At 69.5% G+C, this 13,191-nt stretch carries 11 protein-coding genes and 1 tRNA gene; 2 read left to right on the forward strand and 10 right to left on the reverse strand.

Annotation, left to right across the window (positions count from 1 at the left end):
* Positions 1-68: 68 nt before the first annotated feature.
* From ACFVSN_RS21470 to ACFVSN_RS21485, 4 genes are all read right to left on the reverse strand, one after another.
* The gene (locus ACFVSN_RS21470; RefSeq protein ID WP_387591248.1) at positions 69-1,910 is read right to left on the reverse strand and encodes a bifunctional metallophosphatase/5'-nucleotidase; all 1,842 of its coding nucleotides are present in this window, start codon (positions 1,908-1,910) and stop codon (positions 69-71) included.
* Between the two features lie 238 nt (positions 1,911-2,148).
* The gene (locus tag ACFVSN_RS21475) at positions 2,149-2,613 is read right to left on the reverse strand and encodes a hypothetical protein (protein WP_387956395.1); all 465 of its coding nucleotides are present in this window, start codon (positions 2,611-2,613) and stop codon (positions 2,149-2,151) included.
* Entirely contained in the window at positions 2,600-4,258 is a 1,659-nt protein-coding gene (locus ACFVSN_RS21480) for an extracellular solute-binding protein (protein WP_380440495.1), read from the reverse strand. Before ACFVSN_RS21480 ends, ACFVSN_RS21475 begins: the two co-directional genes overlap by 14 nt.
* A complete protein-coding gene (locus tag ACFVSN_RS21485) occupies positions 4,255-5,346 on the reverse strand; it encodes a hypothetical protein (RefSeq protein WP_380492789.1) in 1,092 nt (363 codons plus the stop codon). The genes ACFVSN_RS21480 and ACFVSN_RS21485 overlap by 4 nt, the downstream gene beginning before the upstream one ends.
* A gap of 301 nt (positions 5,347-5,647) precedes the next feature.
* Here ACFVSN_RS21485 and pyk point away from each other — a divergent pair, with 301 nt between their 5' ends.
* Positions 5,648-7,078: a pyruvate kinase gene (pyk, locus tag ACFVSN_RS21490; protein ID WP_380440491.1), complete on the forward strand. Its 1,431-nt coding sequence runs from the start codon at positions 5,648-5,650 to the stop codon at positions 7,076-7,078.
* A 46-nt stretch (positions 7,079-7,124) separates the two neighbouring features.
* Here the strand turns inward: pyk and ACFVSN_RS21495 are convergent, their stop codons facing one another.
* From ACFVSN_RS21495 to ACFVSN_RS21505, 3 genes are all read right to left on the reverse strand, one after another.
* Positions 7,125-7,892 (reverse strand): transcriptional regulator, encoded by a 768-nt coding sequence (locus ACFVSN_RS21495; protein ID WP_387956396.1) that lies wholly within the window; start codon positions 7,890-7,892, stop codon positions 7,125-7,127.
* A gap of 7 nt (positions 7,893-7,899) precedes the next feature.
* Positions 7,900-8,685, reverse strand: coding sequence for a helix-turn-helix domain-containing protein (locus ACFVSN_RS21500; protein ID WP_380501101.1), 786 nt, complete (start codon positions 8,683-8,685; stop codon positions 7,900-7,902).
* A 119-nt stretch (positions 8,686-8,804) separates the two neighbouring features.
* Positions 8,805-8,877, reverse strand: a tRNA-Leu gene (locus ACFVSN_RS21505).
* Positions 8,878-9,019: 142 nt separating this feature from the next.
* Here ACFVSN_RS21505 and ACFVSN_RS21510 point away from each other — a divergent pair.
* A complete protein-coding gene (locus ACFVSN_RS21510; protein ID WP_380440485.1) occupies positions 9,020-9,637 on the forward strand; it encodes an ANTAR domain-containing response regulator in 618 nt (205 codons plus the stop codon).
* A 60-nt stretch (positions 9,638-9,697) separates the two neighbouring features.
* On the opposite strand, the gene ACFVSN_RS21515 is transcribed toward ACFVSN_RS21510, so the two are convergent.
* The 3 genes from ACFVSN_RS21515 to ACFVSN_RS21525 are packed head-to-tail and all read right to left on the reverse strand — an operon-like array spanning position 9,698 to position 13,187.
* Positions 9,698-10,414, reverse strand: coding sequence for an ABC transporter ATP-binding protein (locus tag ACFVSN_RS21515; RefSeq protein ID WP_380440483.1), 717 nt, complete (start codon positions 10,412-10,414; stop codon positions 9,698-9,700).
* Positions 10,411-11,250: an ABC transporter ATP-binding protein gene (locus ACFVSN_RS21520; RefSeq protein WP_380440602.1), complete on the reverse strand. Its 840-nt coding sequence runs from the start codon at positions 11,248-11,250 to the stop codon at positions 10,411-10,413. The genes ACFVSN_RS21515 and ACFVSN_RS21520 overlap by 4 nt, the downstream gene beginning before the upstream one ends.
* Before the next feature lie 8 nt (positions 11,251-11,258).
* The gene (locus ACFVSN_RS21525; RefSeq protein WP_387956397.1) at positions 11,259-13,187 is read right to left on the reverse strand and encodes a branched-chain amino acid ABC transporter permease; all 1,929 of its coding nucleotides are present in this window, start codon (positions 13,185-13,187) and stop codon (positions 11,259-11,261) included.
* Positions 13,188-13,191: the final 4 nt, after the last annotated feature.

Genomic DNA, 13,191 nt, shown 5'->3' on the forward strand with positions numbered 1-13,191 from the left:
CAGCGCGGACGGCGAAAGGCCGCCGTCCCGGGACGTGGTGTCCGGGGCGGCGGCCTTCGTGGTGGGGCTTAGAAGACCGGCTGGCCGGCGCGGACCAGGCGCCAGGAGTTGGTGAAGAAGTCGGCCGGGTCGATGACGCCCTTGGCCTTCACCCAGGCGATCATCGTGTTGCGGATCTCGTCGGAGTTCGCCCAGACCGCCTTGGCGGTCGCGACGTGCGGGAAGTTGCCGCCGCCGTTGGCGCGGTAGTTGTTGACCGCGAGGACGAACTGGGCGGCCGGGTCGATCGGCTTGCCCTGGTAGGACAGGTTGACGATCCGGCTGCCCTTCGGCTGCGAGACGTCGATGTCGTAGCTCAGACCGTAGATCGAGTCGTAGTTGTAGTCCGGGGTGTCCTCGGCGTTGGTCAGGGTGTCCTTGTTGACCGGTGCGCCCGCGGCGAGCTGGTTGAAGTACTTGGCCGAGAACTCCAGGTAGTCCTTGAGCTGGGCGCCCGTCAGGATGCGGGCCTCCAGGGTGTTCTCGTAGATGTACAGGCCGGCCGCGTCGCGCAGCTTGACCTGGCCGGCCGGGATCATCGCGGTGCGGTTGAACGGCGCGGCCTGCGCGAGCACCGGCAGGTTGGCGTACTGCCCGCCCGCCAGCGCCGCCTTCACCGCGTCGGCCTGCACCTTGCCGATCAGGTCGACGATGGGGGTCGACTTGAACCGGGCGTCGGCGATCGACAGCTCGATCTTGCTGGTGCCGATGTTCTGGTTGACGTACGCCACGACCTTCTTGTGCTGGTCGGTGATGGCGTTCGAGATCTCCGGGTTCTCCGGCACGGTGTTGGAGTTCAGCACGCGCGAGGAGACCGACAGCACCTTCCAGGCGCCGTCGACGAGCTCGACCTCGAAGTCGAAGCAGCTCAGGCGCTGGCCCCAGCACAGCGGCTCGGACAGCACGACCGTCTTGCCGGTCTTCTTGTTGACGATGAGGCGCTGCGGCACCTCCTTGTGGGTGTGGCCGACGAGCACCGCGTCGATGTCCGGGACCTTCTCGGCCATCTCGCCGGAGGCGTCCTCGGGCCAGGGGAGCTGGTCGCCGTAGGTGGTGGCCTCGTCGATGCCGGAGTGGGCGGAGACGACGATGACGTCCGCGCCCGCGGCCTTCATCCGGGGCACGTACTTCGCGGCGGTCTCGACGATGCCCGGGAAGACCATCTGGCCGCTGACGTTGGCCTTGTCCCAGATCGCGATGCCCGGGTTGGTGAGGCCGAGGATGCCGACCTTGATCGGGGTGTCCTCGTCCAGCCACACCTCCTTGATCACGTACGGCTTGAAGGCGGGCTTCTCGTTCTTCGCGTGCAGGGCGTTGGCGCCGAGCAGCGGGAACTCCAGCTGGTCCTCGAAGGCCTTCACGGTCGGGATGCCGTAGTTGAACTCGTGGTTGCCGAGCGCGGCGGCGTCGTAGCCCATGAGGTTCATGGCGACGGCCATCGGGTGGTCCGGCACGTTGTCGCCGTCGGTGGCGATCGGCTCGACCCGGGCGTAGTAGTAGGTGAGCTGGGTGCCCTGGATGATGTCGCCGGAGTCGATCAGCAGGCAGCGGTCCCAGCCCTTCTCCTCGCGGACCTGGTTGGCCAGCGTGGAGATCCTGGCGAGGCCCACCGCGTTGTGCGCCTTGTCGACGTACTCGGCGTCGGTGAAGTAGTCCCAGTTGAGCACCCGGCCGTGCAGGTCGGTGGTGCCCATGACGGTGAAGGCCTGCTTGCGGTCTTCGCCGCGGTGCTTGGTGCCCTTGGCCTGCGCGGTGTCCGGCTCGGCGGCCGCGGCGGCGGGGGCGGCGGCGAGGGCGGTGCCGCCGGCCAGGGCGGCACCGGCGGCGGTGGCGGCGGACCGGGTGACGAAGTCACGGCGGTTCAGGGACATCGACGACTCTCCCGAGTGGGGGGACTTGCTGGCGAATGGACCGTCAACCGGGCCCGGTGTGGCGTGAAACCCCCGTGCAACTCCGTACAACCCCGTTTGACGCGCGTAGAAGGACGCGCGTAGAAGTGTGCCGTGCGCGCGGGCGGTTGGATAGCCCTCCGACGTTTCCAACAGGTGAGATCTTGGCGACTCGTTCGTGACGTGAGTGCACGGGGCCCGCGAGTGGTAAAGGCGGAAATCAGCCGAGTTGTGCGCTCAGCAGGCCCACCTCGCGCGCGAGTTCGGCGTCCGGATCCGGACCGTCCGCGCCCGCCCACGGCTGCCACGTGCGGGCCCGCAGGTAGCCGGCCACGGCCAGCGGCAGGCCGTCCCGCACGATCCGCCGCCCCGCCGCCGGGCCCGGCCCGGCGGCGCGCAGCGCCTCCAGCAGGCCGTCCACCCGGGCGGCGGGCGGCAGCGGGACGGTCCGCAGGTAGGCGACCAGGGCGTCCAGCTCGGGGTGCTCCGGCGGGTCGTCCTTCGGCCCGGGCGCGAGCAGCGCGCCCGCCGCGTACAGGCCCGCCACCACCCCCGGCCACCACGCCCCGCCCAGGCCCGCGAAGTGCAGCCCCAGCCCGATCGCGCCGCCCGCGCAGCCGACCAGGTTCCGGCCCGACTCCAGGTACTTCAGGGCCTGCCGGCCGGGCCCGTCACTGGTAGCCACGGATCTCCTCGAACACGCCGTCCAGCGAGCTCGTCCCGTCGAAGAGCTTGCCGCCGCTCTCGTCCGCGATCCCCTGCAGCTGGCTCACCGCCGCCTCGCCGAACTTGATCGGGAAGACCGGGATCGCCTTCGGCCCGGCCGCCAGCGCGTCGTGGAACTTCTTGAAGTCCCCGTCCGTGGCGCCCTCGTTGCTCTCCCCGTCCGTCATCAGCACGATCGAGGTGAACCGGTCGTCCCCGGCCGCCTTCTGCTGCCGGTCGATCACCCGGTACGCCTCCTCCAGTGCGTCGTACAGCGCCGTGCCGCCGTCGGCCGACAGGGACTGCACGTCCGCGTTGATCGACCCCAGCTCCGCCTCCGGCCCCGGCCGGCTGCCGGAGGCCGGCACCGCGTGCGTCTTCGTCCACTTCACCTTGGACGCGAAGGAGATCAGCGTGACCTCCTCGCGGTCCCGGAAGCGGCTCACCCCGCGGGTGTCGTCGGTGCCGGTCAGGCGGCCGAGCGCGGACTTCAGCGACGTGATCCGCGAGCCCTCCATCGAACCGGAGGTGTCCAGCACGTACACCGTCCGGGACGGGCGGCGCAGCTCGTTCTGGTACGAGGACAGCAGCCCGTCCGCGACGGCCCGGGTGCCCGGGAACGGCAGCTCCCGGCGGCGGTCGGACGGCAACGACGGCGCGGCCGCGGCCCCCGGGGTCACCGGGCGGCGCAGCGTCACCTCGGAGATGCGTTTCTGCACGTCCGGCGTCAGCAGGTACTGCGTGAGCCGCTGGAACGAGTCGCGCTCGCTCTGGGCGCTGGACGACAGCAGCGACAGCGGGTAGTCCGCCGACACCACGCCGTCCACCGGGCGCACGACCGTCAGCTGCCGGTCAGCCGGCAGCGTCTTGTTCATCGACAGCAGCACCGACTCGTAGTTGACCAGCGCCCCCACCTTGCCCGGCTCCGCCCGGGTGTACGCCTGCGCCAGCCAGCCCGACGAGCCCGAGGTCAGCTTCTGGCCGGTGAAGAACTTCTTCAGCGACGGCGTCGCCTTCTGCACGTCCTCCTCGGTCAGCGCCGCCCCCGCCCCCGAGAACGCGGACGCCACCGCGACCAGCGTCGAGAAGCCCGAGTTCGACCGGGACGGGTCGGACATCCCGTACGACAGCTTCCCGGCCGACGCCGCGTCCCCGATCTGCGCCCAGGTGACCTTCGAACCGTCCCCCCAGCCCAGGTCGCCCAGGACGGAGGAGCGCACGCCGACCGCCACCGGGGAGACCATGACCGGGGTCTCGGACAGGAGCTTCGACCGTCCGTTGCCGTCCAGGCGCAGGTACTGGTTCGACGGGAACCACACCGCGTCGTACTTGCCGTCCGCCTTGCCCGAGGACACGGCGTCGGCTCCGTCGAGCGAGCCCGTCCACGCGAACTGGACCGTCACCCCGGTGGCCTTCTTCGCGTCCTCCAGGATCGGCGCCATGTCCTGCAGCTCGCTGCCCGCCAGGATCCGCAGCACACCAGGGCGCGCGGTGGGCGCGGGAGCGTCCGTGGCGTTGGGGGACGGGTCGGGCTTCGGCGCCGAGGACGTACAGGCCGTCGCCACGAGCAGCGCCACGGCGGAGGCGGCCAGGCGCCACGTCGTACGGACGGTACGGCTGTTCACTGAGCGTTCCCCTTCGCCGCGGCGACCAGTTTCTGCAGGACGTCCTTGGTCGGCACCTGCCACTGCTTCAACTTCGCCGACGAGAGGTCCGGCGCGAACGTCGGCTTCCGGCCGTTCACCTCCTTGGCGAACACGTCCTTGTCGGCCTGCGGGCGGAAGCCGAACTTCGCCTCCAGGCGCCGGAGTTCGGGATCGTCCTGGAGCAGGCCGGCCAGCTTGGCGCCCTTGTCGTCGCGGGCGACCACCGTGTGGTCCGAGTAGATCGTCGAGTCCGGGTACATCACCACCATGTCGCCGGTCGGCACGCCGCTCAGCACGAGCTGCGCGGCCTGCGACTCGTAGGCGAACACCAGCGGGTTGCCGACGCCCGCCAGGAAGTCCTTGAACGGCTCGTCGCTGCTGCTCTTCTGGCCGCCCTGCACGGACGTCGCGGTGCGCAGGACGTCCTTCGAGGCGTCGATCCCCGCCTGGTCGGCCACCGGCTGGTGGCCGTTGAGGAGGTACGACAGCAGGGCGACGTACATCGCGCCCGACGACGAGCTCTGCGGGTCCGTCGTGGTCACGAAGATCCGGCCGGACAGCTCGGGGTGGGCGGTCGCGCCGTTCAGGTCCTGCCACTTCTTGCTGTTCCGCAACGCCTCCAGGTACGCGTCCATCCGGAACGTCACGATGCCCGCGTCCTCGGTCGCCAGGCCGTTCGCCTTCAGCACGGCCGCGACGGCCTCGTGCGTCACGATCACCAGCGGCGAGTAGAACGGCACCAGCGGCGAGTCCTGGAGGCCCCAGATCTTCTGGATGTCCTTCACCGGCGACGTGCTCGCCGGGAAGGCGAAGTCGATGTTCGCCTGGTTCGCCTGGTCGACCATCGTCCACGAACCGGTCGAGTCCGCGTGCACCTCCAGTCCCTGCTTCGCCAACTCGTCCTTGACCTCCTGGTTCTCGAAGAAGGCGCGCTTCTCCGAACCGATCAGGCCGTTCACCTTGACGAGCGGCCCGGGCCCCGGATGCGGATCCGGGTCCGGGATCAGCGCGTACGTCACTCCGCCGAGCAGCACCAAGGCCGCCAGCACCCCCAACGCGCGTCTCATGCCGAACGCTTCCCCCTCATGCTTCCCCCCTCGTCCGTTACGTCCGTTACGTCAACCGGGTGGTCCCCGGGTGACGAGCGTCCCGCCGGGCCGGGAGCGGCGGCCGAAGCGACGGTGAACCGGGGGTGAACTCCCCTTCACGGAATCGCATCGGCCGACCGGGCGGCGAGCACCGCGACCGGGCCCGTCGCACACCGGTCCGAGGATGTGTCAGATTGTTCAACTCGCCGTCCGGCAAAGGTCATCCCGAGGCCCGGACCCACGTCGGTGTTACGCGCCGGTAATGCCTACGCTCAGCAGTATGCGCCGAGCAAAAATCGTCTGTACCCTCGGGCCCGCCACCGACTCGTACGACCAGATCAAGGCCCTGGTCGACGCCGGGATGGACATCGCCCGCTTCAACCTCAGCCACGGCTCCCACATCGAACACGAGGAGCGCTACCGCCGCGTCCGCAAGGCCGCCGACGAGACCGGCCGCAGCGTCGGCGTCCTCGTCGACCTCCAAGGCCCGAAGATCCGCCTCGACACCTTCGCCCACGGGCCCGTACTCCTCGAACGCGGCGACGAGTTCACGATCTCCACCGACGACGGCGTCGTGGGGGACAAGGACATCTGCGGCACCACCTACAAGGGCCTCGCCGGCGACGTCTCGCGCGGCGAGCGCATCCTCGTCGACGACGGCCGCGTCACCCTGGAGGTCACCGAGGTCGACGGGCCGCACGTGCGGTGCATCGTCATCGAGGGCGGCCTCGTCTCCGACCACAAGGGCCTCAACCTCCCCGGCGTCGCCGTCTCCGTCCCCGCGCTCAGCGACAAGGACGTCGCCGACCTGCGGTGGGGCCTGCGGACCGGCGCCGACCTCGTCGCGCTCTCCTTCGTCCGCAGCGGGCGCGACATCCTCGACGTCCACCGGATCATGGCCGAGGAGGGGCGGTTCGTCCCGGTCATCGCCAAGATCGAGAAGCCGCAGGCGGTCGAGAACCTGGAAGCCATCGTCGACGCCTTCGACGGCGTCATGGTGGCCCGCGGCGACCTGGGCGTGGAGATGCCCCTCGAACAGGTCCCGCTCGTCCAGAAGCGCGCCGTCAAGCTCGCCAAGCGCAACGCCAAGCCGGTCATCGTCGCCACCCAGATGCTCGACTCGATGATCAACGCCTCCCGGCCCACCCGTGCCGAGGCCTCCGACGTCGCCAACGCCGTCCTGGACGGGACGGACGCGGTGATGCTCTCCGGCGAGACCTCGGTGGGCAAGTACCCCGTCGAGACCGTCAAGACCATGGGCCGCATCATCGAGGCCGCCGAGAACGACATCCTGGCGGCAGGCCTGCCGCCCTTGACCATCGGCAGCAAACCGCGCACCCAGGGCGGCGCCGTCGCCCGCGCGGCCGCCGAGATCGGCGACTTCCTGCACGCCAAGTACCTCATCGCCTTCACCCAGTCCGGCGACACCGCGCGTCGCTTGACCCGCTACCGCTCGCCCATCCCCGTCCTCGCCTTCACCTACGAACCCGCCGTCCGCAGCCAACTCGCCCTCACCTGGGGCGTCGAGACCTTCCTCGGGCCCTTCGCCCCGACCACCGACCAGATGGTCGAACAGGTCGACGCCGCCCTGCTGTCCCTGGGCCGCTGCCAGAAGGGCGACATCGTCATCATCACCGCCGGCTCCCCGCCCGGCCTCGCCGGCTCCACCAACCTCGTCCGCGTCCACCACGTGGGCACCCTGGACGTCTGAGTCCCCACTTCGGCGCGGCCCTTCGTGCGGAAGGGCCGCGCCGCCGTCAGTGCTTGGGGCCGATGTGGGCGTCCATGAGGGCGACGTCGTCCTTGCGGGCGACGGAGACGTTGACGGCCCCGGTGGGGCGGGTGACGGACTTCCAGCGGACGCCGACGGCGTCGAGTGTGGCGGTGAAGAGGCCGACGATGTCGGCGGAGGTGTTGGTGAAGAAGTACCGCGGGTACTCGTAGCGCTTCTGGACGCCGCTCACGGTTCGGGTGGTCCAGTTGGTGATGCGGCAGCCGTCGGAGTGGATGAGGCCGCGCAGGAACTCCCAGGGGTGCTCGTCGACGATCTCCTGCTGCCAGGGGGCGAGGGTGATCCGGCGCAGGTGCTTGGGGCCGGGCCCGTGCTGGGGAAAGAGGCAGGGCCAGTGCTTGCTGGTGCTGACGACGCTGGTGCAGCCGGGCGCGTGGACGCGCAGGACCTTGTTGTGCGGCATGACGGCGGAGACGGCGCGCTCGCATTCGTCGATGAGACCGGGCCAGGTGTCGCAGCAGGCGATTCGGAGGGCGTAGGCCTTGCGGCGGCCCTCGCTGATGCAGCCGTCGCCGAGGTAGAGGCCGAGCAGGTAGGCATAGCTGGAGTGAGGCCGCGAGGGGTCGAGTCGGCCGTCGAGGAGCGGACACTCGGCGGTCATGCGGGGGCTGGGTGCTGCACCGGAGGCCCACTCGCGGATCGCCGATCGGGATATGCCAGTGGTTCGGCTTACTTGGCTGAAGGTCAGGCCGGAGGCGTGGAGGGCGTGTTGCCGAGTGGCCAGGTCGTACATGGCGTCGTCAGTGCTTGGGGCCGATGTGGGCGTCCATGAGGGCGACGGAGTCCTTGCGGGCGATGGAGATGTTGACCTGGCCCGTGGGGCGGGGGATCGAGGCCTTCCACTCGACGCCGACGGCGTCGAGTGTGGCGGTGAAGAGCCTGATGATGTCGGTCGAGGTGTTGGTGAAGAAGTACCGCGGGTACTCGTAGCGGCGGACGACGCCGTTCTTTGTCCGGGTCGCCCAGTTGGTGATGCGGCAGCCGTCGGAGTGGATGAGGCCGCGCAGGAACTCCCAGGGGTGTTCGTCGACGATCTCCTGCTGCCAAGGCTCCAGGGCTATGGTGCGCTCGTGCTTCTTGCCAGGACCGTGCTGAGGGAAGTAGCAGGTCATGTGCATGGAGTAGAGCTTGACGTTGTGGCAGCCCGGGCGTTGCAGTCGGTAGGTGTTGTTCTTCGGGAACACCCTGCGCATGGCTTGCTCGATAGCATCCATGACCCCTGGCCACTTGTCGTCACACGTGACGAACAAGCTCTGTGTCCTGGACATGTTCGAGTGTGTGATGTGGCCGTCGCCCAGGTAGGCACCGAGAAGGTAGGCGTAGGCCTGGCGGTTGAGCTCGTCGGAGTAGCAGCGGAAGCACGTGGCGCGCTCAGGGGCCGGGAAGTCCCCGTGTTCGGCGCGATCCTGCAGCTTCCACCATGAGACGGTGCCGGTTGGAACTCCGAGTCGGCGGGAGACATCGCAGTTGCGGGCGCCCTGACGTAGCAGCAGGACGGCTTCTTCGCGGAGGGATCGAACTGCCATGCGGGCGATCCTGCGACCCTTGCGTCGAACGCGCGGGCGAACGGGATTGTTTCCACTCGAACGAATGAAGATCGCCAACCATTAGGTAGCCCTAAGTGGCTTTAGAATCGAAGGAAAAGTACCCCGGGTGGGATTCGAACCCACGCTGGCGGCGTTTTGAGTGCCGTGTCTCTTCCGCTGGACTACCGGGGCATCCACAGATTCGAAGGTTGCCCCCCGACCCTGTTGAACTCAAACATACCGTGTCTAGGTACCCTCGTGCATGCAGTACCCCGCCGGAACGAGGAGCCACGTGAGCGCCGCCGACGAGCAGGCACAGCCGCTTGAGACCGATATGCCCCAGATCACTCGGATTGTGATCGCCGAGGACGAGGCGTTGATCCGTCTTGATCTCAAGGAGATGCTCGAAGAGGAGGGTTACACCGTCGTCGGCGAGGCCGGGGACGGGGCCACGGCGGTGCGGCTGGTGGAGGAGCTGAAGCCGGATCTGGCGATCTTCGACGTGAAGATGCCGGTCCTGGACGGGCTCTCCGCAGCGGAGCAGATCCATGAGAAGCACCTGGCTCCGGTGCTGATGCTGACCGCGTTCTCGCAGCGGGAGCTGGTGGACCGGGCGCGGGACGCCGGGGCGATGGCGTACATCGTGAAGCCGTTCTCCAAGGCGGACCTGGTGCCGGCGATCGAGATGGCCGTTTCGCGGTACGCGGAGATGCGCACGCTGGAGCAGGAGATCGCGGACCTCTCGCAGCGCCTGGAGACCCGGAAGCTGGTGGACCGGGCGAAGAGCGTGCTGCAGACGAAGTTCGGGCTGAACGAGCCGGCTGCCTTCCGGTGGATCCAGAAGACGTCGATGGACCGCCGCATGACGATGGCCGCCGTCGCAGAGGCGGTCATCGAGGAGGGCGAGGCCCAGGACCGCAAGAAGGCGGACGAGGGCAAGCCCGCCGAGTAGGACGGCATGGCGAAGGGCCCGGCAGATCGTTTCTGCCGGGCCCTTCGCCGTGTGCGGGGATCAGTCCTCGCCGAGGTACGCCTTGCGCACGGACTCGTCGTGCAGGAGGTCGGCGCCGGTGCCGCTGAGGACGATGCGGCCGGTCTCCATGACGTAGCCGCGGTCGGACAGCGAGAGCGCCGCCTGGGCGTTCTGTTCGACGAGGAGGATGGTCGTGCCGCTCGACTTGAGTTCGACGATCGTCGCCATGATCTTCTGCATCATCAGCGGCGACAGGCCCATCGACGGCTCGTCGAGCATCAGCAGCTTGGGCTGGGACATCAGCGCCCGGCCCATCGCGAGCATCTGCTGTTCGCCGCCGGACAGGGTGCCGGCGGCCTGCTTGCGGCGCTCGCCGAGGATCGGGAACAGGGTGTAGGCCCGTTCCACGTCCGCGGTGATGCCGGCGGTGTCGCTGCGCAGGAAGGCGCCGAGGAGGAGGTTCTCCTCGATCGTCATGCGCGGGAAGATGTGCCGGCCCTCGGGGGAGTGGGCGAGGCCGAGGGCGACGATCTTGTGGGCGGGGACGGTCGCGAGGTCCCGGCCCTCGAAGGTGATCCGGCCGGCGGTGGGTCTGAGCAGGCCGGAGAGGGTGCGCAGGGTGGTGGTCTTGCCGGCGCCGTTGGTGCCGATGAGGGTGGTGACCTCGCCCTGGTTGACGGTGAAGCTGATGCCCTTGACGGCTTCGATCTTGCCGTAGGAGACGCGGAGGTCCTCGACCTCCAGGAGCGCGGTCACTTGGTGTCCTCCGGTGTTGCGGTGGTGCTGTCCTCCAGCGGGGCGCCGAGGTAGGCGGTGATGACGCGCTCGTCGTTCTGGACGGTCTCGCGGTCGCCCTCGACGATCTTCTGGCCCTGGACGAGCACGGCGGTGCGGTCGCAGAGGTTGAAGATGAACCGCATGTCGTGCTCGATGACGAGGATGGAGATGCCCTTGTCGCGGATGGCGAAGACGAGTTCCTCGGCGGCGCGGGTCTCCTGGGGGTTCATGCCGGCGGTGGGTTCGTCGAGCAGGAGGAGGCCGGGGTCGGAGGCGAGGGCGCGGGCGATCTCCAGCTTGCGCTGCTCGCCGTAGGGGAGGTTTCGCGCGAGGTGGTCGGCCTTCTCGGCGAGTCCGGTGAACGCGAGGAGTTCCATGGCCCGTTCGCGGCTCTCGGCTTCGGCGCGCTTGTACCCGGGGCCGCGGAGGATGGCGGAGAAGAGGCCTTCCTTGGTGCGGGTGTGGCGGCCGACGAGGACGTTCTCCAGGACGGTCATGTTGGCGAAGAGCCGGATGTTCTGGAAGGTGCGGGCGATGCCGGCCTGGGTGACGAGGTGGGGTTTGGGCGGCAGGACGGTGCCCCGGTAGCGGACCTGGCCCTCGGTGGGGACGTAGAGGCCGGTGAGGCAGTTGAAGAAGGTGGTCTTGCCGGCGCCGTTGGGGCCGATGAGGCCGATGATCTCGCCCTCGCCGACGGTGAGGGAGACGTCGTTGACGGCGGTGAGGCCGCCGAAGCGCATGGTGACGCCGGTGACGTCGAGGATCGGCTCGGTGGACTTCGGTGCGTCGGCGGGGGGCGTATCGGTGGTGGTCATCGGGTCGGTCACGCCCCTGCCTTGGTGAGTGCGGTCGGCTCGCCCGTGGGCTGGGCCGGGATGGCGGCCTCGTGGAACTCGAGCTGCTGCCGCCGGTTGGGGATGAGGCCTTCGGGGCGGACGCGCATGAGGACGATGAGGGCGGCGCCGAAGGCGAGGAGCTGGTAGTCGGAGAGGAATTCGAGCTTCTTCGGGATGAGGAAGAGGAGGGTGGCGCCGGCGAGGGGTCCGCTGATGGTGCCCATGCCGCCGAGGATGACGGCGGCGAGGAGGAAGGCGGAGTTGGGCGGGAGGGCCTCGGCGAAGGTGTACTGGTCGGGCGTCACGGTGTAGCTGACGTGGGCCTGGACGGTGCCAGCGAGGCCGGCGAGGCAGGCGCCGAGGGCGAAGGCGAGGAGCTTGAGGCGGAAGCCGTTGATGCCCATGGCCTCGGCGGCGGTCTCGTCCTCGCGGATGGCGACCCACGCGCGTCCGATGCGGGAGTTGCCGACGCGGGCGAAGACGAGCACGACGAGGGCCGTGACGAGCAGCATCAGCAGGTAGTAGTTGGAGAACCGGCCGAGTTCGAAGGCGCCGATGCTGTGGGACTCGCCGAGGTTGAAGCCGAAGATCTCCAGGTCGGGGATCCGCGGGATGCCGTTGGCACCGTTGGTGATCTTGGGGCCGGTGGTGCCGTTGAGGTTCTGCATGGTGATGCGGAAGATCTCGCCGAAGCCGAGCGTGACGATGGCGAGGTAGTCGCCGCGCAGCCGCAGGGTCGGGGCGCCGATGAGGACGCCGAAGATCATGGAGACGGCGGCGCCGGTGAGCATCGCGGCCCAGAACGGGAACTGGACGTGGATGGGCGAGGCGGGGGAGCCGGAGACGAGCGCGGCGGCGTAGGCGCCGACACCGAGGAAGGCGACGTAGCCGAGGTCGAGCAGGCCGGCGAGGCCGACGACGATGTTGAGGCCGAGCGCCACCGTCGCGAAGATCAGGATGTTGGTGGCGACGGAGGTGTACTGGTCGCTGCTCTGGGTGAACGGGAAGCTGGCGGCGGCGGCGAAGGCGGCGCCGGTGGTGACCGGGCGGTGCTTGACGGTCAGCGCGCGCAGCCGGGCGACGAGTCCGGACCGGGTGAGGGCGGAGGCGACGAAGACGGTGAGGAGCAGGTAGCCGGTGAAGAGCTCGCCGTAGTCGGTGTCGACGCCGAAGGTGATCACGAACAGGCCGGTGCCGAAGGCCAAGACGATGATCAGGACCTCGACCCAGGAGGGGAGTTGGCGCGGCGCGGGCAGCGGTCGGTCGATCTTCCCGAGGCGCAGCCAGGTGTTGGCGAAGTGGCCGAGCTGGACGAGGAGGACGGCGCCGGTGGCGATGGCGACGGCGCCGGCGAGGGCGGTCATGACGGGGGCGACGGGCTTGTCGCCGGGGATGGCGTGGGCGCCGATCCAGGCGAGGGGCGCGGCGGGGACGAGGAGGAAGAGCCGCCGGTCGAGGATCTTCAGCGGGACGGCGGTGCGGCGGTCGAGGGGGAGGCCGAGGGCGCCGGCGAGGCTGAGGATGCCGCCGGCGGCGAGGACCCAGCCGCCGGGTTCGAGGTTGGCGAGGCCGCCGAGGTCGACGGAGATGGCGGTGACGGAGAAGACGGCGACGGCGAGGGCGCCGGTGGCGGCGTACAGGACGGCGTTGTGGTTGCGGCCGGGGGCGGCCCAGCGCAGGCCGGGGGTGCCGTGGGTGGCGAGGAGGAGGACGAGGGTGAGGAGTCCGGCGACGAGGGCGAGCCACTGGAGGCCGGCGGGGGAGCCGTAGTAGGTGAGGTCGCCGGGGAAGTCGGAGGTCCAGGTCCAGGACATGGCGGCGGAGGCGGCGGTGGCGAGGGCGCCGAGGCCGGTGAGGGCTGCGGCGGCGCGGGCCGGGAGGGGGATGACCGGGCTGGTTTCGGTTCTGGTGGTCATGGTG

It is taken from the genome of Kitasatospora sp. NPDC057904, from assembly GCF_042887925.1.
In the GTDB taxonomy this organism is placed as follows: Bacteria; Actinomycetota; Actinomycetes; order Streptomycetales; family Streptomycetaceae; genus Kitasatospora.

Coding starts and splice junctions, on each gene's coding strand:
- ACFVSN_RS21525 (WP_387956397.1), bottom strand. CDS start 13,187: ATGACCACCAGAACCGAAACCAGCCCGGTCATCCCCCTCCCGGCCCGC.
- ACFVSN_RS21520 (WP_380440602.1), bottom strand. CDS start 11,250: ATGACCACCACCGATACGCCCCCCGCCGACGCACCGAAGTCCACCGAG.
- ACFVSN_RS21485 (WP_380492789.1), bottom strand. CDS start 5,346: ATGAGACGCGCGTTGGGGGTGCTGGCGGCCTTGGTGCTGCTCGGCGGA.
- ACFVSN_RS21500 (WP_380501101.1), bottom strand. CDS start 8,685: ATGGCAGTTCGATCCCTCCGCGAAGAAGCCGTCCTGCTGCTACGTCAG.
- ACFVSN_RS21470 (WP_387591248.1), bottom strand. CDS start 1,910: ATGTCCCTGAACCGCCGTGACTTCGTCACCCGGTCCGCCGCCACCGCC.
- pyk (WP_380440491.1), top strand. CDS start 5,648: ATGCGCCGAGCAAAAATCGTCTGTACCCTCGGGCCCGCCACCGACTCG.
- ACFVSN_RS21495 (WP_387956396.1), bottom strand. CDS start 7,892: ATGTACGACCTGGCCACTCGGCAACACGCCCTCCACGCCTCCGGCCTG.
- ACFVSN_RS21510 (WP_380440485.1), top strand. CDS start 9,020: ATGCCCCAGATCACTCGGATTGTGATCGCCGAGGACGAGGCGTTGATC.